Origin of the sequence: Curtobacterium phyllosphaerae (genome assembly GCF_049341865.1) — a bacterium.
GTDB lineage: Bacteria > Actinomycetota > Actinomycetes > Actinomycetales > Microbacteriaceae > Curtobacterium > Curtobacterium phyllosphaerae.
In genome coordinates, this window is sequence record NZ_JBMPIU010000005.1 from 76,833 (window position 1) to 96,201 (window position 19,369).

Annotated in this window: 13 protein-coding genes and 1 other RNA gene; 8 read left to right on the plus strand and 6 right to left on the minus strand. The window is 70.7% G+C overall.

Going from position 1 to position 19,369, the window contains the following annotated elements:
- Positions 1-108: 108 nt before the first annotated feature.
- From glgB to ACO0E0_RS10455, 3 genes are all read right to left on the minus strand, one after another.
- Positions 109-2,733, minus strand: a complete 2,625-nt coding sequence (glgB, locus tag ACO0E0_RS10445; protein WP_422871358.1) for a 1,4-alpha-glucan branching protein GlgB — start codon at positions 2,731-2,733, stop codon at positions 109-111.
- Positions 2,730-4,718 carry an alpha-1,4-glucan--maltose-1-phosphate maltosyltransferase gene (locus tag ACO0E0_RS10450; protein WP_422871359.1) on the minus strand — a complete coding sequence of 663 codons (1,989 nt, stop codon included), beginning with the start codon at positions 4,716-4,718 and terminating at the stop codon, positions 2,730-2,732. The genes glgB and ACO0E0_RS10450 overlap by 4 nt, the downstream gene beginning before the upstream one ends.
- Positions 4,719-4,843: 125 nt before the next feature.
- Complete coding sequence (locus ACO0E0_RS10455; RefSeq protein ID WP_422871360.1) at positions 4,844-6,898, minus strand: glycogen debranching protein; 2,055 nt, start codon at positions 6,896-6,898, stop codon at positions 4,844-4,846.
- Positions 6,899-6,979: 81 nt separating this feature from the next.
- Here ACO0E0_RS10455 and ACO0E0_RS10460 point away from each other — a divergent pair, with 81 nt between their 5' ends.
- The 8 genes from ACO0E0_RS10460 (at position 6,980) to ACO0E0_RS10495 (ending at position 15,668) form a co-directional block, all read left to right on the plus strand.
- Positions 6,980-8,167: a cysteine desulfurase family protein gene (locus ACO0E0_RS10460; RefSeq protein WP_422871361.1), complete on the plus strand. Its 1,188-nt coding sequence runs from the start codon at positions 6,980-6,982 to the stop codon at positions 8,165-8,167.
- 92 nt (positions 8,168-8,259) lie between these two features.
- The gene (prfB, locus tag ACO0E0_RS10465) at positions 8,260-9,366 is read left to right on the plus strand and encodes a peptide chain release factor 2 (protein ID WP_422871362.1); all 1,107 of its coding nucleotides are present in this window, start codon (positions 8,260-8,262) and stop codon (positions 9,364-9,366) included.
- 194 nt (positions 9,367-9,560) lie between these two features.
- Entirely contained in the window at positions 9,561-10,316 is a 756-nt protein-coding gene (ftsE, locus tag ACO0E0_RS10470; protein WP_422871363.1) for a cell division ATP-binding protein FtsE, read from the plus strand.
- Positions 10,313-11,227, plus strand: a complete 915-nt coding sequence (ftsX, locus tag ACO0E0_RS10475; RefSeq protein WP_422871364.1) for a permease-like cell division protein FtsX — start codon at positions 10,313-10,315, stop codon at positions 11,225-11,227. The genes ftsE and ftsX overlap by 4 nt, the downstream gene beginning before the upstream one ends.
- A gap of 328 nt (positions 11,228-11,555) precedes the next feature.
- The gene (gene smpB, locus ACO0E0_RS10480) at positions 11,556-12,032 is read left to right on the plus strand and encodes an SsrA-binding protein SmpB (RefSeq protein WP_422871365.1); all 477 of its coding nucleotides are present in this window, start codon (positions 11,556-11,558) and stop codon (positions 12,030-12,032) included.
- 127 nt (positions 12,033-12,159) lie between these two features.
- Positions 12,160-12,536: a transfer-messenger RNA gene (ssrA, locus tag ACO0E0_RS10485) on the plus strand.
- Between the two features lie 324 nt (positions 12,537-12,860).
- Entirely contained in the window at positions 12,861-13,874 is a 1,014-nt protein-coding gene (locus tag ACO0E0_RS10490; RefSeq protein ID WP_422871366.1) for a hypothetical protein, read from the plus strand.
- Positions 13,875-14,006: 132 nt separating this feature from the next.
- Positions 14,007-15,668 (plus strand): APC family permease, encoded by a 1,662-nt coding sequence (locus ACO0E0_RS10495; protein ID WP_422871367.1) that lies wholly within the window; start codon positions 14,007-14,009, stop codon positions 15,666-15,668.
- Positions 15,669-15,770: 102 nt separating this feature from the next.
- Here the strand turns inward: ACO0E0_RS10495 and ACO0E0_RS10500 are convergent, their stop codons facing one another.
- The 3 genes from ACO0E0_RS10500 to ACO0E0_RS10510 are packed head-to-tail and all read right to left on the minus strand — an operon-like array spanning position 15,771 to position 19,325.
- Entirely contained in the window at positions 15,771-16,526 is a 756-nt protein-coding gene (locus tag ACO0E0_RS10500) for a sulfite exporter TauE/SafE family protein (RefSeq protein WP_422871368.1), read from the minus strand.
- 31 nt (positions 16,527-16,557) lie between these two features.
- A complete protein-coding gene (locus ACO0E0_RS10505; protein ID WP_422871369.1) occupies positions 16,558-17,877 on the minus strand; it encodes an LLM class flavin-dependent oxidoreductase in 1,320 nt (439 codons plus the stop codon).
- A gap of 2 nt (positions 17,878-17,879) precedes the next feature.
- Positions 17,880-19,325: an O-acetylhomoserine aminocarboxypropyltransferase/cysteine synthase family protein gene (locus tag ACO0E0_RS10510; protein ID WP_422871370.1), complete on the minus strand. Its 1,446-nt coding sequence runs from the start codon at positions 19,323-19,325 to the stop codon at positions 17,880-17,882.
- Positions 19,326-19,369 lie beyond the last annotated feature (44 nt).

The following is a 19,369-nucleotide window of genomic DNA, read 5'->3' on the forward strand; positions in this document are numbered from 1 at the left end:
GGCCTGGCCCCACCGCACCTCCGGAAAACACAAGGTTGGCCGCGTCGCGCAGGGAGACACCCCTGCGCGACGCGGCCAACCTGGTGTTTCGCGGAAGAACCGCTCCCGCTACCGCGCGAGCTTCAGCCAGACGGCACCGAGGGGCGGGACGACGATGTCGGCCGAGGCCGGGCGCCCGGCCCACGGCTTGTCCTCCGCGACGACCTGCCCGAGGTTCCCCACGCCGGACCCGCCGTACGCGACGGCGTCGGAGTTGAGGATCTCGGTCCAGGTCCCGGCGACGGGCAGCCCGAACCGACGCGACACCGGCACGCCGGAGAAGTTCACGAACACCGCGATGCGGTCGTCGCCCGCCTTCCGGATGAACCCGAGCGTCGAGTGCTCCGCGTCACCGCCTTCGAGCCATTCGAACCCGTCCGCCGTGGCGTCGTGCGCCCACAACGCCGGGTTGTCCTTGTACACGGCGTTGAGCGCGACGACGAGGTCCTGCACACCGAGGTGGCCCGGGTCGTCGAGGAGCCACCAGTCGAGACCGCGTTCCTCGCTCCACTCGGAGGGCTGCGCGAACTCCTGACCCATGAACAACAACTGCTTGCCCGGGTGCGCCCACATGAACGTCAGGTACGCGCGGACGTTCGCGAGCTTCTGCCACTCGTCGCCCGGCATCTTGCCGTAGAGGGACCCCTTGCCGTGCACGACCTCGTCGTGGCTGATCGGCAGGGTGAACTGCTCGGAGAACGCGTACACGAACGAGAACGTGATCTCGTCGTGGTGGTAGGCGCGGTACGCGGGGTCGCGCTGCACGTACTCCAACGAGTCGTGCATCCAGCCCATGTTCCACTTCTGCCCGAACCCGAGTCCGCCGGCACTCGTCGGCTGGGTGACCCCCGGCCAGGACGTGCTCTCCTCCGCGATCATCACGATGCCGGGGTAGCGCTTGTACGCGGTGGCGTTCGTCTCCTGGAGGAACGAGACCGCCTCGAGGTACTCGCGGCCGCCGAACTGGTTCGGGAGCCACTCGGTCCGGGAGTAGTCGAGGTACAGGATCGAGGCGACGGCGTCGACCCGGAGCCCGTCGATGTGGAACTCCTCGAGCCAGTACAGCGCGTTCGCGACGAGGAAGTTCCGGACCTGCTGCTGCCCGAAGTCGAACACCAGGGTGCCCCAGTCGAGCTGCTCGCCGCGGCGGGGGTCCGGGTGCTCGAAGAGGGCGTACCCGTCGAACTTCGCGAGTGCCCACTCGTCCTTCGGGAAGTGCCCGGGGACCCAGTCCATGATGACGCCGATGCCCGCGGAGTGCAGGCGGTCGATGAGGTACCGCAGGTCGTCCGGCGACCCGAAGCGAGCGGTCGGGGCGTAGTACCCGGTGACCTGGTAGCCCCACGAGCCGCCGAACGGGTGCTCGGACAGCGGCAGGAACTCGACGTGCGTGAACCCGAGGTGGGTGACGTGCCCGATGAGGTCGTCGGCGGCCTGGCGGTACGACAGGCCCGGGCGCCAGGACCCGAGGTGGACCTCGTAGACGCTCATCGGCCGGTCGTGCGTGGTCGATGCAGCACGCCGCTGCATCCAGGCGTCGTCGTCGTCGGACCACGCGTAGGAGGACTCCGTCACCACGGAGGCGGTGAGCGGCGGGACCTCGGTCCGGCGCGCGAACGGGTCGGCACGCTCGACCCACCCGGAGTCGGTGAGGATCGCGAACTTGTAGCGCTGCCCGTCCACGGCACCGGGGACGAACAGCTCCCAGACGCCGAGGTCGCTGAGTCGGCGCATCGCGGTGGTCCGGCCGTCCCAGCCCTCGAAGTCGCCGATCACCCGGACGGCGGTGGCGCGCGGAGCCCACACGGCGAACGCGACGCCCGGGACGCCGTCGACCGTCCGCACGTGTGCACCGAGGTGATGCCAGAGCTGCTCGTCGCGGCCCTCGCCGAACAGGTGCAGGTCGAGCTCGCCGAGCGTCGGGGCGAACCGGTAGGCGTCGTCGGACGTCCAGATCTCCTCGTCGAACTCGGCCTCGACCCGGTACGCCCCGAGCGCACCGGTCGTCGCTCCGGACCAGACGCCGTGTCCCTCGTGCTCCAGCGCGAAGTCGTCGCCGTCGCGGGTGACGACGGTCACGGCGTTCGCGAGGTGCCGGACGACCCGGACGCTCGTCCCGCCGTCGACGGGGTGCGGGCCGAGGACGCTGTGCGGCTGCGACCAGCGCCCCTCGGCGACCTCGCGCAGCAGCCAGTCCTCGACGTGGTCGGGATGCGGTGCGGCTGCGGCCGTGTCCGAGACCGCGGTCGCGGTCTCCGCGGCGGTCGTGCTCGCATCCGGACGGGAGGCACGGGGCCCCTCCGTCTCGCGAGTCGCGCCCGGCGCACTGGCGGCACCGGCACCACCGGCACCGGCACCCGCACTCGTGGTGTCGGTCGTCGGCGCGGGACCGGCACCACCGGCGAGGGTGTCGGCCTCGGCGACGTCGCGGTCGGGCGACTCCGCCGCCGGCGTCGGCGCGCCGGGGAGGTCCTCGCCCGGTGCCGAGACGTTCGGTTCGGTGCGCGGTACGGCGGGTGCGACCGGGGCGGCGCTCTGCACCGCGACGGGCGGCGGCGGGGGCGGCGCGATCGGGGGGCGTCCGGGGACCGGAGCCTGCGGGGCGGGGGAGGCCGTGCCTCCCGGCCGTCCCGGTTCCACTCGCCGGGTCGGCAGCTTGTCCGAGGGCTGGTCGGGCTGGCGGCTGTCGGTCATCGGGTTCCCTCCACGACGAGCAGGTGCACGGGTTCGGCGAAGGCGTCGAGCCGTACGTAGTTGGACGCGCCCCAGGTCCAGCGGGCGCCGGTGACGACGTCACGGACGTCGAGCTGTGCGTCGGGGGCGACCCCGAGCGCGGTGAGGTCGAGCGACACGGTGGCCTCCCGTGCGGAGTGCGGGTCGACGTTCGCGACGACGATCACGGTGTCCGGTCGGCCGGAGCGGGTGAACTCGCCGTCGAGGTGCTTCGAGTAGACGACGATGGCGTCGTTGTCGCTGCCGTGGACGTGCAGGTTCCGGAGCTGCCGGAGTGCCGGGTGCGCCGAGCGGAGTCGGTTGAGCATCGTGATGTACGGCGCGAGGGACGCCCCTGCCGCCTCGGCGGCGGCGAAGTCGCGCGGCTTGTACTCGTACTTCTCGTTGTCGACGTTCTCCTCGCTCCCGGGGCGTGCGACGTCCTCGAACAGCTCGAAGCCGGAGTAGACGCCCCACGTCGGCGAGCCCGTCGCGGCGAGTGCGGCCCGGACCTTGTAGCCCGCGCGACCGCCGAACTGCAGGTACTCGGTGAGGATGTCCGGGGTGTTCACGAAGAGGTTCGGCCGCAGGTAGGCGGCGGTCTCGGAGCTCAGCTCGGTGAAGTACTCCTCGATCTCCTCCTTGGTGTTCCGCCAGGTGAAGTACGTGTACGACTGCGTGAACCCGGACTCGGCGAGCGCCCGCATCATCGCCGGACGTGTGAACGCCTCGGCGAGGAACACGGTCTCGGGGTGGTCCACGCGGATCTCCCGGATGACCCGCTCCCAGAACCACAGCGGCTTCGTGTGGGGGTTGTCGACGCGGAAGATCCCGACGCCGAGGCCGATCCAGTACCGGAGGACACGGAGGACCTCGGTGACGATGCCCTCCGGGTCGGTGTCGAACTGGATGGGGAAGATGTCCTGGTACCGCTTCGGCGGGTTCTCGGCGGTCGCGATCGAGCCGTCGGCGCGGATCGTGAACCACTCCGGGTGCTCGAGCACCCAGGGGTGGTCGGGCGAGCACTGGAGCGCGAAGTCGATCGCGACCTCCATCCCGGTGTTCTTCGCGGTCTCGACGAACTCGCGGAAGTCCTCGACCGTCCCGAGGTCGGGGTGGATCGCGTCGTGACCGCCAGCCGAGGACCCGATCGCCCACGGGCTCCCCGGGTCGTGCGGGCCGGGGGTGAGGGTGTTGTTCGGACCCTTCCGCGCGGTGGTGCCGATCGGGTGGATCGGCGGCAGGTAGACGACGTCGAACCCCATCCGCGCGACGGCCGGGAGCCGGCGTGCGGCTGTCCGGAACGTGCCGCTCCGCCATGCACCGTCCGGCAGCCGCCTGGCGCCCTCGCTCCGGGGGAAGAACTCGTACCACGCGCCGACGCCGGCACGGGTGCGTTCGACGTCGAGCGCCTGCGGTGCCGATGTGGAGCGGAGGCTGGTGAGCGGCGTGTCGACGAGCGCCCCGGTGATCCTCGGGTCGTCGACGGCCTGGAGGCGCGTCCCGGCGTCCCGGGACGTGTCCCGGATGCGGACGGCCGCCTCCGACGCCGCGGGGGAGTCGGCCTCGGCGGCGAGGCGTTCGAGCAGGACGGCACCGTCGAGGAGGGTCGCCTCGGTGTCGACGCCGGCGGCGATCTTCAGCCGCGCCCCGCCGACCCAGCTCGCCCAGTCGTCGGCGTAGGACTCGATGTGCCAGGTCCACATGCCGGTGTGGTCCACCTGCACCGTGGCGACGTACCGGTCGGTCCCCGGGGCGCCGGGCGTCATCGGGACGGTGCGGGTGGCGCCGTCGGGACGCTCGAGCACCAGGTCGGCGCCGATGACGCCGTGCCCCTCGCGGAACACCCGGGCGGAGAACGTGATCACCTCGCCGTCGAACGCCTTGCTCGGGAACCCGATCGGCGTCGAGGGTTCCAGGTCGGTGACGGGGATGCGCCCGATGACGGGTCGGTCTGCGATGTCCACCACTCGACCGTACTCGGGGGTGCCCCAGCGGGTCAGGTCGGCGTGCCCGCGGACCGCGGTGGACCTCGGCGGATCCCCGTGGGCCTCGGCGGATCCCCGTGGGACTCAGCGGATCCCCGCGGGCCTCAGCGGATCTCGAAGACGTGGATGCCGGGGCCGTACGCGGTGAAGATGGTGCCCGCCGGCCGCTGCCGGTCGTGGTCACGGTGCCGCTCGCTCGACCAGGCCAACCGGTAGGACTCCACGTCGTCATGGCGGGGGAGCGTGATGTCCCGCGTCCGGCCGCTGCCGTGCACGACGACGAGCACCCGGTCGTACTCCTCGTGTTCCGGGGTCGACTCGACGAAGTACTGCAGCGCCCGGTGGGTCGCCTCGTCCCAGCGCTCGCGGGTCATGAGCTCGCCGTCGGTGGCGTACCAGGTCATCCGGGAGGCCGACGGGGTGACCGCGCCCTCGACGCCGAACCGCGACGGCCGGAGCGCGGGGTGCGCCTGTCGGAGCCGGATCAGCGCCGCCGTGTCGTCGATCAACGACTCGGCCTCGGGGATCGGGGACCAGTCGACCCACACGGTGTCGTCGGTGATCGCGTAGGCGTTGTTGTTGCCGTGCTGCGTCCGGCCGCGCTCGTCGCCCGCGGTGAGCATCGGGATGCCTGCGGAGAGGAGCAGGGTGCCCATCAGGTTCCGGAGGGACCGCTGCCGGTGGGTGCGGACCCCCTTGTCCTCGGTCGGTCCCTCCACGCCGTGGTTGAACGACCGGTTGTCGTTCGTGCCGTCCCGGTTGTCCTCACCGTTCGCCTCGTTGTGCTTGGTGTCGTAGGACACCAGGTCGCGCATCGTGAACCCGTCGTGCGCGGTGACGAAGGCCACGCCCGCGAGCGGTCCGCGGTCGACACCGAACATGTGCCGCGACCCGGTGAGTGCGCCGGCGAGCGCGCCGATGCCGGTCTGCGGGCTGCCTTCGCGACGCTCCCGGGCGATGTCGGTCAGCCAGAACTGCCGCACGGTGTCGCGGAAGCCGTCGTTCCACTCGGCCACCCCGCGCCCGAACGCCCCGGTCTTCCAGCCGTCCGGGCCGACGTCCCACGGTTCCGCGACGAGCAGGACGTCCCGGAGCGCCGGATCGTCCCGCATCCGGTCGAGGATCGGGTGGTCCGGGTCGAAGGCGTGCTCCGCGTTCCGGGCGAGCGCCGCCATCAGGTCGAACCGGAACCCGTCGACCTGGACCTCCTCCGCCCAGTAGCGGAGGCTGTCGATCACGAGGTCGGCCATCGGCTCGTGGCTCGTGTTCAGGGAGTTCCCGCAGCCGGTGACGTCGAAGTAGGCGGGGTCCGTCTCGTCGGAGGTCCAGCGGTAGGCGTTCGCCCCGTCGATCCCGCGGAGGCTCGTCGTCGGGCCGCCGCGGCCCTCCTCGGCGGTGTGGTTGTAGACGACGTCGAGGACGACCTGGATCCCGGCCTCGTGGAGGATCCGGACCATGCCCTTGAACTCACGGAGCACCGCGTCCGCGCCGGCGTCCCGAGCCGGCATCGACGCATACGCCGCGTGCGGTGCGAAGAAGCCGAGCGAGTTGTACCCCCAGGCGTTCTCCCGACCCGTGCCGTGCAGCCACTGCTCGGACGTGAACGCGTGCACGGGCAGCAGCTCGACGGCCGTGACCCCGAGGCGTCGGAGGTGCCGGATCGTGCTCTCGTGCGCGATCCCCGCGTACGTGCCGCGGAGGTGTTCGGGGACGTCCGGGTTCCCGGCGGTCAGGGTCCGCACGTTCGCCTCGTAGAGCACCGTCCGGTCGAGCGGCGTCATGGGCTTCGGGACGTCGCCCCAGTCGAAGTCGTCGGACACCGCGACCGAGGTCCACCCGCCGGGCGTCGTCGCGCTCGGGACGATGCCCCGGGCGTACGGGTCGAGCAGGGGCCGCTCCGGGTCGAAGTCGTGCCGCGGACCGTCGGGGCCGTCGACGAGCAGGTGGTACGGGTCACCGACGGCGATCCCGTCCACCCGGCCGGACCAGACGCCGGCGACCGTCCCGTCCGGGGTGATCGGGACACGGAGCTCGGCGTGGGCCGGGGTCGCGGGGACGACGAGCGTCACCGACGTCGCGGACGCGGAGTGCACCGCGAACCACGCACCGGTGCCGTCGAGTCGGAGGCCCAGGCGGCTGGCGGTGTCGACGGTCTGCACGGGTCAAGGCTAATCACCGGCCCCGCGTATCCTGAAAACGAGACCCCGCACCGGGGCATCCCCACCGCCTGGAGCGCCACCTTGCCCGTCTACCTCGACCACGCTGCGACGACGCCGATCCTGCCCGCCGCCCTCGTCGAGTACACGCGCGCCCTCGCCACCGTCGGGAACCCGTCGTCGATCCACAGTGCCGGGCAGGCGGCGAAGATGCTGCTCGAGACCGGCCGGGAGCAGGTCGCCGCGTCCGTCGGTGCCGACGGCGTCGAGGTCGTGTTCACCTCCGGCGGCACCGAGAGCGTCAACCTCGGCGTGAAGGGGCTGTACTGGGCGCGCCAGGCCGAGCGACCGCGACCGCGCATCGTCGTCCCCGCGGGGGAGCACCACGCGACCGTCGACACCGTCGCGTGGCTCGAACGTCACGACGGCGCCGTGGTCGAGGAGATCCCGCTCGACGCCCTCGGCCGACTCGACCTCACGGCGCTCGCCGCAGCACTGGCGGACGCGTCGGACGTCGCGCTCGTCACGTTCCTGTGGGCGAACAACGAGGTCGGCACGGTCCAGCCCGTCGCGGACGTCGTCCGGCTGGCCCACGCGGCCGGTGTCCCCGTGCACTGCGACGCGGTGTCCGCCTACGGGCAGGTCCCGGTCGACGTGCACCACGCCGGGGGCGGTGCCGAACCCCTCGACGCGACCAGCATCTCCGCGCACAAGATCGGCGGACCGGTGGGCATCGGCGCACTCGTGCTCGCGAGGACCGCGGTCGTCGAGCCGCTCATCCACGGCGGGGGTCAGCAGCGCCAGGTCCGCTCCGGCACACAGGACGCACCGGCGGCGGCGGCGTTCGGGGTCGCGGCGTCCGCGGTGCACGACGCCGCGCGGGCGAGGACGCTCCGCGACGCGGTGATCGCCGGGGTGACCGAGCGGGTGCCGATCGCCGTGCTGCGGGGCGATCCGGTCGACCGGTTGCCGGGCAACGCGCACTTCACCTTCCCCGGATGCGAGGGCGATTCGCTCCTGTTCCTGCTCGACGCGGCCGGGATCAGCGTGTCGACGGGGTCCGCGTGCCAGGCGGGGATCCCCGAGCCGTCGCACGTGCTGATGGCGATGGGGGTGTCCGAGGAGGACGCGCGTGGGGCGCTCCGCATCACGGTCGGACACAGCTCGACCGCCGACGACGTCAGCGCGTTCCTCGACGCCCTCCCCGACGCCGTCGCCCGCGCGTCCGTCGCGGGCATGGCCGCGCGGCAGCCCACGCTCGGCGCGCACTGACGCGGGGTGCAGGGCGGACCCGCACCGAGCCTCCAGTCCGACGGATCGCGCCCGACCCGGCCGTCAGCGGCCTGCCGGTAGGCTTGTGCACCATGGTCGAACTGGACATCAGCGAGCAGATCGCAGCCCTCCGCGAGACGTTCGGGAACATCCGCTCGGTGATCGACGTCGATCGGCTCGAGCGCGAGATCGCCGACCTGGGCGAGCAGGCCGGTGCCCCGGACCTGTGGGACGACACCGCGCACGCCCAGCAGGTGACGAGCGCCCTGTCGCACAAGCAGTCGGAGCTCAAGAAGGTCACCGACACCGAGCAGCGGCTCGACGACCTCGAGGTGCTCGTCGAGATGGCGAACGAGGGCGACGACCAGGACTCCGCGGACGAGGCCGGTGCCGAGCTGAAGGCCCTCACGAAGACCATGGGCGAGCTCGAGGTGCAGACGCTCCTCGACGGCGAGTACGACGATCGACCCGCCGTCATCACGATCCGCGCCGGAGCCGGTGGCGTCGACGCCGCGGACTTCGCCGAGATGCTCCTGCGGATGTACCTCCGCTACGCCGAGCAGCACGGCTACGCGACGACGGTGATGGAGACCTCCTACGCCGAGGAGGCCGGCATCAAGTCCGCCACTTTCGAGGTCGACGCCCCGCACGCGTTCGGCACGCTGTCGATCGAGGCCGGCACGCACCGGCTCGTCCGGATGTCGCCGTTCGGCGCGGCGGGCAAGCGACAGACGTCGTTCGCCGCGGTCGAGGTCATCCCGCTCATGCCGGAGACGGCCGTCATCGACATCCCGGAGAACGACATCCGCGTCGATGTCTTCCGGTCGTCCGGACCGGGTGGACAGTCCGTCAACACGACCGACTCCGCGGTGCGCCTCACGCACATCCCGACGGGGACCGTGGTGTCGATGCAGAACGAGAAGTCGCAGATCCAGAACCGTGCCGCCGCCATGCGCGTGCTGCAGTCGCGACTCCTGCTCCTCAAGAAGGAGGAGGAGAACGCCAAGAAGAAGGAGCTCGCCGGGAACATCACGGCGAGCTGGGGTGACCAGATCCGCTCCTACGTCCTCGCGCCGTACCAGATGGTGAAGGACCTCCGGAGCGAGTACGAGGTCGGGAACCCCTCGCACGTGTTCGACGGCGACCTCGACGGGTTCATCAACGCCGGCATCCGCTGGCGCAAGCAGTCCACGGACTGACCGGCCCGGCGCGGGCGCGCGGGCCGCGCCCCCGCGCGGCGTGCCCGGCCGCGCGCGAGTGAGCAGCAATCGTCGGGTCGATCGCCCGCACCCGACGATTCCTGCTCACTCGCGGGGGTGCCGGCGGGGTCTCGCGACGTCGAGCCGCGCGCCTGAGCCCGGTTCACCGGATCCCGACCTACCCTGTTCCGGTCATGATCAAATTCGACCAGGTCACCAAGGTGTATTCGGGCAACCCGAATCCGGCGCTCAACGACGTCACGCTCGAGATCCTCAAGGGCGAGTTCGTCTTCCTCGTCGGTGCTTCCGGCTCCGGCAAGTCCAGCTTCCTGCGGCTCGTCCTGAAGGAGGAGAAGCCGACACGCGGGCAGATCCACGTGCTCGGGCAGCGGCTCGGGTCGCTCTCCTCGCGGAAGGTCCCGTACTTCCGACGGAACCTCGGGGTCGTGTTCCAGGACTTCCGCCTGCTGCCGAACAAGAACGTGTTCGACAACGTCGCGTTCACCCTCCAGGTGATCGGCAAGAGCAAGGGGTTCATCGGCGAGGCGGTGCCGGACGTCCTCAAGATGGTCGGCCTGTCCGGCAAGGCGAACCGGATGCCGCACGAGCTCTCCGGTGGTGAGCAGCAGCGTGTCGCGATCGCGCGCGCCGTCGTCAACAAGCCGGCGATCCTGCTGGCGGACGAGCCGACCGGCAACCTCGACCCGACCACCTCGGCGGGCATCATGGCGCTCCTCGAACGCATCAACCAGGGCGGGACCACAGTGCTCATGGCCACTCACGATGCGGGCATCGTCAACCAGATGCAGCGCCGCGTCATCGAACTCTCCGGCGGTGTCGTCCAGCGCGACGAGCAGGCCGGCGGCTACGAGACCCAGGCGATCCCGGTCATCCGCAGACCGGTGTCGACCACCACCGGCATCCAGACCCTCCCGGGGATCGTCCGATGAGGCTCGGGCTGGTGTTCTCCGAGGTCGGCTCCGGCCTCCGCCGGAACGCCTCGATGGTCGTCTCGGTGGTGCTCGTCACGTTCATCTCGCTGACCTTCGTCGGCACGGCGATCCTGCTGCAGATGCAGATCAACCAGATGAAGGGGTACTGGTACGACCGAGCGCAGGTCGCCGTCTACCTGTGCACCGACACGGACACAACCGGCAACTGCACCGGCGCGAAGGCCACGGCGGACCAGCGCGACCAGGTCAAGGCGCAGCTCGATTCGTCGACGCTCAAGCCGTTCATCCAGAAGACCTACTTCGAGACGCAGGACCAGGCGTACGCCCGCTTCAAGTCGCAGTTCAAGGACTCCGCGGCGACCGAGTTCGTGAAGCCGGAGTACCTCAACGAGACGTACTGGGTGAACCTGAAGAACCCGTCGCAGTCGGACGTCCTCATCGAGTCGTTGTCCAAGCTCGCCGGAGTGCAGAGCGTCGTCGACCAACGCGGCTACCTGCAACCGATCTTCTCGGTGCTGAACGCGTCGTCGTACACGGCGGTCGGGATCGCTGCGCTCATGCTCGTCGCCGCGGTGCTGCTCATCGCCACGACGATCCGGCTCTCCGCGTTCTCGAGACGCCGGGAGCTCGGGATCATGCGCCTCGTGGGGGCGTCGAACCGGTTCATCCAGACGCCGTTCATCCTCGAGGGGGTGATCGCCTCGCTCATCGGGGCGGTCCTGGCGGGTGGCGCGATCGTGGCTGTCGTCTGGTTCTTCGTCCGCGGGTACCTGTCGACGCGGTTCACCGGGACGCCGTTCATCGGGATGGGGGAGACCGCCGTGGTGGTGCCCATCGTGGTGGTGGTCGGGGCGCTCCTCGCCGCAGGGTCGGCGAGCGTCGCGATCCGTCGGTACCTGAAGGTCTAGGCGGGGCGCACGCACGCGCCCCGCGCCGCGCCTCCCGCCCCTCCGCGCGCCACGCCCGGGCGCGTTCGTCGAGATCGCAGGACGCGCCGCGTGCGGGTCGGGCGTCGCGGCGTGTCGTGCGACTTCGACCGAGTCCGCGCGGCGTGTCGTGCGACTTCGGCCGAGTCCGCGCGGCGTGTCGTGCGACGTCGACCCGACTCCGTGCGGAGATGCGACGCGCGGGAAGATCGCGCTGCACCCCGACGTTCGATAGACTGGTCGGCCGCCCACTCCCGGGCGAGCGCCGCCCGGACCGAGCGGACAGCGGAACGAGCGTCGAGGAGGCGTCATGGCGAAGGAACGCGGTGAGAAGGTCGTCGCGACGAACCGCCGCGCGCGCCACGACTACACCATCGAGAACACGTACGAAGCAGGCATCGTCCTCTCCGGCACCGAGGTCAAGTCGCTCCGTCAGGGGCGCGCATCCCTCATCGACGGCTACGCCTTCATCGACGGCGGGGAAGCCTGGCTCGACGCCGTGCACATCCCGGAGTACACCGAGGGCACGTGGAACAACCACGCCCCTCGGCGCAAGCGGAAGCTCCTCCTGCACAAACAGGAGATCGTGAAGATCTCGCACAAGACCAAGGAGGGCGGGTACACCCTGGTCCCGCTGCAGATCTACTTCTCCGACGGCCGCGCCAAGGTCGAGATCGCGGTGGCCAAGGGCAAGCGCGAGTTCGACAAGCGTCAGACGTTGCGGGAGCGCACCGATCGGCGCGAGGCCGAGCGCGCGATGTCCTCGCGCCGCCACATGGGCGAGTAGCTCCGGAACGGAGGCCCGACCCGCGCTGGCGGGGTCGACGTGCCTCATGTAGACTGAACTGCTGTTCGACTCGTCGAGCAGACTCACAACTCCACAGTGTGACAGCGGCCCTCGGCGGCGGACTCATGGGGATGATCGGTTTCGACATCGCCTGTTTGCCGACGAGAAGCGGGCCGAGGATCCACGGTTGTCTCGTTAACGATCCGTGGAAACAACAAGTGCCAATAACAAGCGCACTGACTTCGCTCTCGCTGCGTAAGCAGTAGAGCCACATGAAGTCCGTCAGACCGGTGATCGCCTTCTAACCGGACCCTGACGTCATGCAGAGGGCTTGCTGCACGGTTGTGTCTGAGGGCCGTGCGGGACTTGCACTCGGGCTGGGCCCGTCGACCAAGAAGCCAGTAGCAATGATCGGGGCCGAGCAGAACGAATCATCTGGCTACGCCCGTAGAAGACGTCGAATCTCAGCGATGGACGGGGGTTCAATTCCCCCCATCTCCACCACTCGCTCCGGCGCCGGGGTCCGCTGTCACATCCGTGGTCATCGCCGGCCGTGGTGCACGTCCCTCACCGGGTGTGCGCTGCGGCCGTCGTCGTCTGGCGGCCCGGTGTCGTCTGACGGCCCGGCCCCGCTCGCCGTCCGGTGCGGTCTGGCGGCCCGGTCCCGCTCGCCGTCCGGTGTGGTCTGGCGGCCCGGTCCCGCTCGCCGTCCAGTGCGGTCTGACGAGCCGGAGTTGGTCGGGGTCGTCGTCCGGGCCACCTCGCTCCCCAGACCCGTTCACCTGCCCGGACTACCGTGGGGATGGTCACCGACCGAAGGGAACGACCGTGCAGGAGATCGCGATCCGCGTCCGGATCCGGGAGCAGGAGCAGCTCGGACTCGCCGAGTACGAACGGATCGTCGGCTCCGTCGCGACGGTGGCGGCCCTCATCGCGTGGCTGCCGTCGACGGACGAGCGACTGGTGCTCCGCGGACGAGGCACCGAGCCGGCACGGGTCGAGACCGTGACGCACGGTACCGACTTCGAGATGCTCGTGGTCCTCGACCAGCGCGCACTCGCCACCGAACGTGCCGCCGGTGCCGTCGCTGCGCTCATCGAAGCAGCGCGGAACGACGGCGTCGAGGCCTCGTCGACCGGGGTCGCGGGCGAGATCGACCGGCTCGATCGGCTCGCCCCGCGCGGCCGCACCGTCGCCGAGCGTGCACTCCGGACGTTCCTCGAGCAGGCGCATGCGGATGTCGTCGACCGTCGTGCCACCGCGAAGGTCCGGGCCGCGTCGGCGCTCGTGCGTCTCGCCGAGGAAGGCGCCGAGCTCCTCGTGGAGCGCGTCGATGACGCCGCTGCCGACGAGATCACGACGACCCTGGTCACGGACTCGGTCCCGGACGCGGGCGACGTCGTCGTCATCCCCGAGACGCCCGACGAGGCGGCGATCATGGCGGACGCACCCGTGGTGGTGTCCGAGGTCCCGACCACGATGCCGATCGCTCCACCGCTCCCGACGGGGAACGGCGTGCCGCGGGCGAGCGACGACTCCAGCGCCGAGCCGAGCGCCGCGGCCGACGCGGCGGAGGCCAAAGCGAAGGCGAAGGCGGCGAAGCAGAACGCGAAGGCCGCGGAGAAGGTCGTCGCAGAGGCCACGAGCTTCGCCAAGGAGGCCACTGCAGCGGTCAAGGCCATCGCGAAGACCGGGACCAAGGCCGATCGGAAGCGTGCCGTCACGACCGCGGACGAGGCCAAGGCGGCCGCGAAGACGGCGAAGAAGCTCGTCGAGCGTGCGACGGCCAAGGCTGACAAGGCCAAGAAGCGGGCGAAGAAGGCGAAGAAAGCCGCCAAGTAGTCTGAGTGCTCTTACAGCATGCGTGTTACCGGCGCGTTACGGGTTCGTTCCAAGCCTGTTGCGTCGCCCCCGCGGCCCTCGTTGTGGTGCCAAAGTCGGTCAGGTCCTGAACCATCCGACGTTGGAGCAACCTTGGCCACCACAACGGGAACACCGACCACGCAGGGCCGTCGCGGCCTGAAGCGTCAGGTCGGCTTCATCGGGCTCATCTGGGCCTCGACCGGCTCGATCATCGGCTCCGGCTGGTTGTTCGGGTCGCAGCACGCACTCGAGGCGGCGGGTCCGTCCGCGATCATCTCCTGGGCGATCGGCGGTGTCGCGATCCTCATCCTCGCGCTCGTGCACGCCGAACTCGGAGGCATGTTCCCGATCGCGGGCGGGACAGCGCGGTTCCCGCACATCGCGTTCGGCGGCGTCGCCGGGGCGTCGTTCGGGTGGTTCTCGTGGCTCCAGGCCGCGACGGTCGCCCCGATCGAGGTCGAGGCGATGATCAACTACGCGCAGCACTGGTCGTTCGCGCACGCCTGGCTGCACGAGGTCGACCACCAGGCGGTGCTGACGGGCAGCGGCATCGCGGTGGCGATCGTGCTGATGGTCGTCCTGACGCTCGTGAACCTGTTCAGCGTCCGGATCCTCGCGAACACGAACTCCGCGGCGACGTGGTGGAAGGTCGGCATCCCGGTCCTCACCATCGTCGTCCTCGCGTTCTCCGGGTTCCACGGGAGCAACTTCACGGCAGCGAACGGTTTCGCTCCGGAGGGGGCGAAGGGCATCCTCGCAGCGGTGTCGACCTCTGGGATCATCTTCTCGCTCCTCGGGTTCGAGCAGGCCGACCAGCTCGCCGGCGAGTCGACGAACCCCAAGCGCGACATCCCCCGAGCCGTCATCGGGTCGGTCGTCATCGGCCTCGTGATCTACCTGTTGCTGCAGATCTTCTTCCTGGGCGCGCTTCGCCCGGAGGACATCAAGGGCACCTGGGCGGGTGCCGCGTACACGACGTTCACCGGTCCGTTCGCCGACATCGCGATGGGTGCGGGGATCGTCTGGCTCGCCGTGGTGATCTACATCGACGCGATCGTGTCCCCGGCGGGCACCGGCCTCATCTACGTGACGGCGTCGTCCCGCGTCTCCTACGGCCTCAGCCGTAACGGGTACTTCCCGAAGGCGTTCGAGTGGGTCACCCGCGCCGGCGTGCCGTGGGTCGGGCTCGTCGCCGCGTTCGTGATCGGCGTCGTCTGCTTCCTGCCGTTCCCGAGCTGGCAGTCCCTCGTCGGACTCATCACGAGTGCGTCCGTGCTCATGTACGCGGGTGCGCCGCTCGCCGTCGGCGCGTTCCGCAAGCGGATCCCGGAGGTCGAACGGCCCTACCGGCTGCCCGCCGCGCACGTGCTGTCCCCGGTGGCGTTCATCATCGCCAACCTGATCATCCTGTGGTCCGGATGGGACACCGACTGGAAGCTCGGGATCGCCGTCGCGATCGGCTTCGTGCTCATCGTGCTGAACCGTGTGCTCGGCGGCAGCAAGGAGGTCCAGCCGCGGTGGGACTGGCGGGCCGCGCAGTGGCTGTTCCCGTACCTCATCGGCATCGGGCTCATCGTGTACCTCAGCGACTTCGGCCCCCTCGCGCACCCGGTGTTCCCGCTCTGGTGGGACATCGTCGTGGTCGCCGTCTTCTCGCTCGTCATCTACTACTGGGCCGTCAACGTCGCCTCGAGCCGCGAGGAGATCCTCCGCACGGCGAACGAGGTCACCGAGGTCGAGGAGTCGAACATCGTGGAGCCCGTGGCGCACTGAGCGCCCGCGCCGTCCCGGACCGGGGACGTGACGGACGGGAGGCGCGGGGCGGGCCCGTCCCGCGCCTCCCGTCCGTCCGCACGCGCGTCGTGACGCGAGCCGTCATGCGGTGACCAGCAGCCACGCGGCGAGGGCGAACCCGCACACGCCGATGAGGACACGCAACGTGTCACGCGGGACGCGCCGCGCCACCGACGGGCCGAGGAGCCCGCCGACGAGCGCGCCGACGCCGAGCGGCCACACCGCGGACCACACCACGCTGCCGACGACCGCGAAGAGCACGGCGGGGAGCAGGTCGCCGGCGACGAGGAGCACGTTCTTGAGCGCGTTCGCCCGTCGGAGGTCGCGCTCCGCGGTGAGCATGAGCACGGCGATCATCAGCACACCGGATCCGGCACCGAAGTACCCGTTGTAGAGCGACACCGCGGAGACGCTCGCTGCCGCCGTGGACTGGCTCATGCCCCGGTCGCGGCGTTCCTGGCGGCGGGCGATCGCGGGCTGCGCGAGCAGGAGCACCGACCCGGCGGCGACGAGGAACGGCACGACGTGGTCGAAGACGGCCGACGGCGTGACGAGCAACAGCAACGCCCCCGCGAGGGACACGAGGACCGTGACCGGCATCCAGCGGCGGAGGGTCGCGGCATGTCCGACGAGTTCGGGGCCGGCGCGGAGTGTCGAGCCGATGCCGCTGCCGAGGAGGGCGACGGAGTTCGTGATGTTCGCGGTGAGCGGGGGCAGGCCGACCGCGAGGAGCGCGGGGTACGCGACGAGTGAGGTGATCCCGCCCGCGGTCCCGATGACGCCCGCGACGATCCCGGCCCCGGTCAGGAACGCGAGGTGCAGCGCGGTGATCGTCACCGGGCCATCATCGCAGGGGCGGCGCGGCCGGTCAGAAGTCGGTGAGGTTCGCGCGCAGGCCGCCGTCGCCGTAGGACGTCCGGAGGATCCCACGTCGCCGGAGGATCGGCACGACGTCGCCGAGCATCCGGGAGATCGATGCCGGGTGCAGGTCGCCGGAGAAGATCACGCCGTCGTTGTCGGCGTCGTCGCCGAGTTCCTCGATGAAGTCCGCGACCTCGTCCGCCGTCCCGACGAAGCCCTCGTGCCCACCGGGTGCGGACATCCGGCCCTTCCGTGCCTTGCGGGTGAGGAGTTCGCGGAGCGGCGCGTCTGGTGTGCTGCCGACGAGGCCGCGGATCGTACCGGCGGACACGTGGTCCCCGAACAGCCCGTCGGGCAGCGGTGCGTCGAGGTCGAGCGCCGTGAGGTCGGTCTCGAGGTCGCTCGACTGGCCCTCGGCGATGACCACGAGGTCGGCGTCCGACGGGTGCCGGGACGCCTCGACGATGCGGTCCGCCTCGGCGTTCGACGCGACGATCTCGGGCTTGAACACGAACAGGATCTTGCAGTCGTCCGCGGTGCGGCCCGCGGCACGTGCAGCCTCGTGCACCTTCGCGCGGTAGGCGCGGACGGCTGACGCTTCGAGCGGCGCGAGGGCGAGCTGGACGTCGGAGTGCGTGCCGGCGAAGGCGAGCCCGCGGCCGGACCCGCCGGGGGAGACCACGACCGGGTCGCCGGCCGCGAACGGCACCGCGTTCAACGGTCCGGCGGCACGGAAGTACTCGCCGTCGTGCTGGAAGGCGTCGAGTTCCGACGCGTCGGCGAAGCGTCCTGTCTCGACGTCCTGCACGAGGGCGCGCTCGCCCCAGCTGTGCCAGAGGTGCCGGACGAGGCCGAGCCACTCCTCGGCGCGGTCGTAGGCGGCGTCGTGTGCCAACGGTTCCAGCCCGGCGTGTCGCGCGCTCCCGACGTCGGTCACGACGTTGATCCCGAACCGGTCGCCGGACAGGTGCGCGAGTGTCGCGAACTGCCGGGCACCGAGGTACGGCGGCGTGATCCCGGCGTTGACGGTCGGGGCGATGCCGATGTGCGACGTCGCCGCGAACAGGTACGGCGCCAACATGAGGGGGTCGTGCTTCGGACCGCCGTACGCCTGCCGGACACGCAGGTCGAGCGTCGACGGGTTGCCGAGCGAGATGGCGTCCTCGGCGATCACGAGGTCGAACCCGCCCTGCTCGAGGGTCCGGACCGACTGCTGGTAGAGGTCCGGCTTGGTCCAGTCGTACCCCCACGCCCAGTCGTCCCGGCCCCAGGCCTGCGGACCGAAGCCGCGGGAGAGGAAGTATCCGACGTGCTGTTGGCGGGCCATGACTAGATCTCCTCGGCGATGACGTGGTGTCCCGGCAGGGTGTGCTGGAGGACCGCGGTGTCGAGGTCCGTGGCGGACGTGCCCTGGGCCTCCAGGCCGAGCTCCGGTCGAGCGTCGGACCTCCCGACCCCGTCTGTCGACGCGCCGTCGGCGCGGACCGCGGCGAGGCCGCGAGCGAGGTCGCGGAGGAGGTCCGCGACGTCCTCGATCCCCACGGAGAGCCGGATGAGTCCGTCGTCGATGCCGGTCGCGGCACGCTGCTCCGGCGTGCGCTGCGCGTGGGTCGTCGACGCCGGGTGCAGGATGAGCGACCGGACGTCGCCGAGGTGCGTCATCCGGCTGAACAGCTCGACCGCGTCGATGAACCGGCGTGCCGCGGGCTCGCCGCCGGCGAGGGTGAACGCGAACACGGAGCCGGCGCCGCGCGGCAGGTAGCGCTCGGCGAGGTCGTGGAACGGGTTCGACGGGAGCCCGGCGTGGTCCACGCTCGAGACCTCGGGCTGCTGCTCGAGCCACTCGGCGATCGCGAGGGCGTTCGCGTTGTGCCGCTCGACCCGCAAGGAGAGCGTCTCGATGCCCTGCTGGATGACGAACGCGTTGAACGGGGACGGCGTCGGACCGATCCGTGACGCGATGACGTCGCGCGCGAAGGCAGCGTAGGCACGGGCACCGAAGCGTTCGACGTAGCTCGCGCCGCCGAGGCCGCGGTCCGGCTCGGTGAGGTGTCCGAAGCCCGCCCCGGTGGTCCAGTCGAACGTGCCGCCGTCGACGACGACTCCGCCGAGCGCCGAACCGTGGCCGGTCAGGAACTTCGACGCGGAGTGGATCACGACGTCCGCGCCGTGCTCGAGCGGGCGGACCAGGTACGGCGTGGCGAGGGTGTTGTCGACGACCAGGGGGATCCCGTTCCGGTGCGCAACCGATGCGACGCCGGCGATGTCGAGGACGTCGTTCTTGGGGTTCGGGATCGACTCCCCGAAGAACAGCCGGGTGTTCGGGCGGATCGCCGCGGCCCAGGCGTCGAGGTCGCGGGCATCGTCCACGAAGTCGACCCCGATGCCGAGGCGTCCGAGGTTCTGGATGAGCAGCCCGCGGGTGCCCTCGTAGATGCTCTGCGCCGACACCACGTGGTCACCGGCCTGCAGGAGTCCGAGGAACGCGACGGTCGCCGCGGCCTGCCCGCTGGCGACCAGGATCGACTCGACACCGCCTTCGAGCAGTGCGACGCGGCGCTCGACGGCCGCGTTCGTCGGGTTGCCGAGGCGGGTGTACGTGTAGCCGTCGTCGTCGCCGGCGAACCGGTCGCGCGCCTGGTCGAAGTCGTCGAAGAGGAACCCGGAGGACATGTGGATCGGCATGATCCGGGCACCGTGTCCGGTCTCCGGGAGCACTCCGCCGTGCACCTGTTCGGTGGCGAACCCGAATCGGTCCTGGTCCTCACTGCTCATGCCCGTGCCTCCTGTTGCCGTTCTCGGTACTCTGCCACGCCCGC

Coding starts and splice junctions, on each gene's coding strand:
- glgB (WP_422871358.1), bottom strand. CDS start 2,733: ATGACCGACAGCCGCCAGCCCGACCAGCCCTCGGACAAGCTGCCGACC.
- prfB (WP_422871362.1), top strand. CDS start 8,260: ATGGTCGAACTGGACATCAGCGAGCAGATCGCAGCCCTCCGCGAGACG.
- ftsE (WP_422871363.1), top strand. CDS start 9,561: ATGATCAAATTCGACCAGGTCACCAAGGTGTATTCGGGCAACCCGAAT.
- ftsX (WP_422871364.1), top strand. CDS start 10,313: ATGAGGCTCGGGCTGGTGTTCTCCGAGGTCGGCTCCGGCCTCCGCCGG.
- smpB (WP_422871365.1), top strand. CDS start 11,556: ATGGCGAAGGAACGCGGTGAGAAGGTCGTCGCGACGAACCGCCGCGCG.
- ACO0E0_RS10505 (WP_422871369.1), bottom strand. CDS start 17,877: ATGGCCCGCCAACAGCACGTCGGATACTTCCTCTCCCGCGGCTTCGGT.
- ACO0E0_RS10510 (WP_422871370.1), bottom strand. CDS start 19,325: ATGAGCAGTGAGGACCAGGACCGATTCGGGTTCGCCACCGAACAGGTG.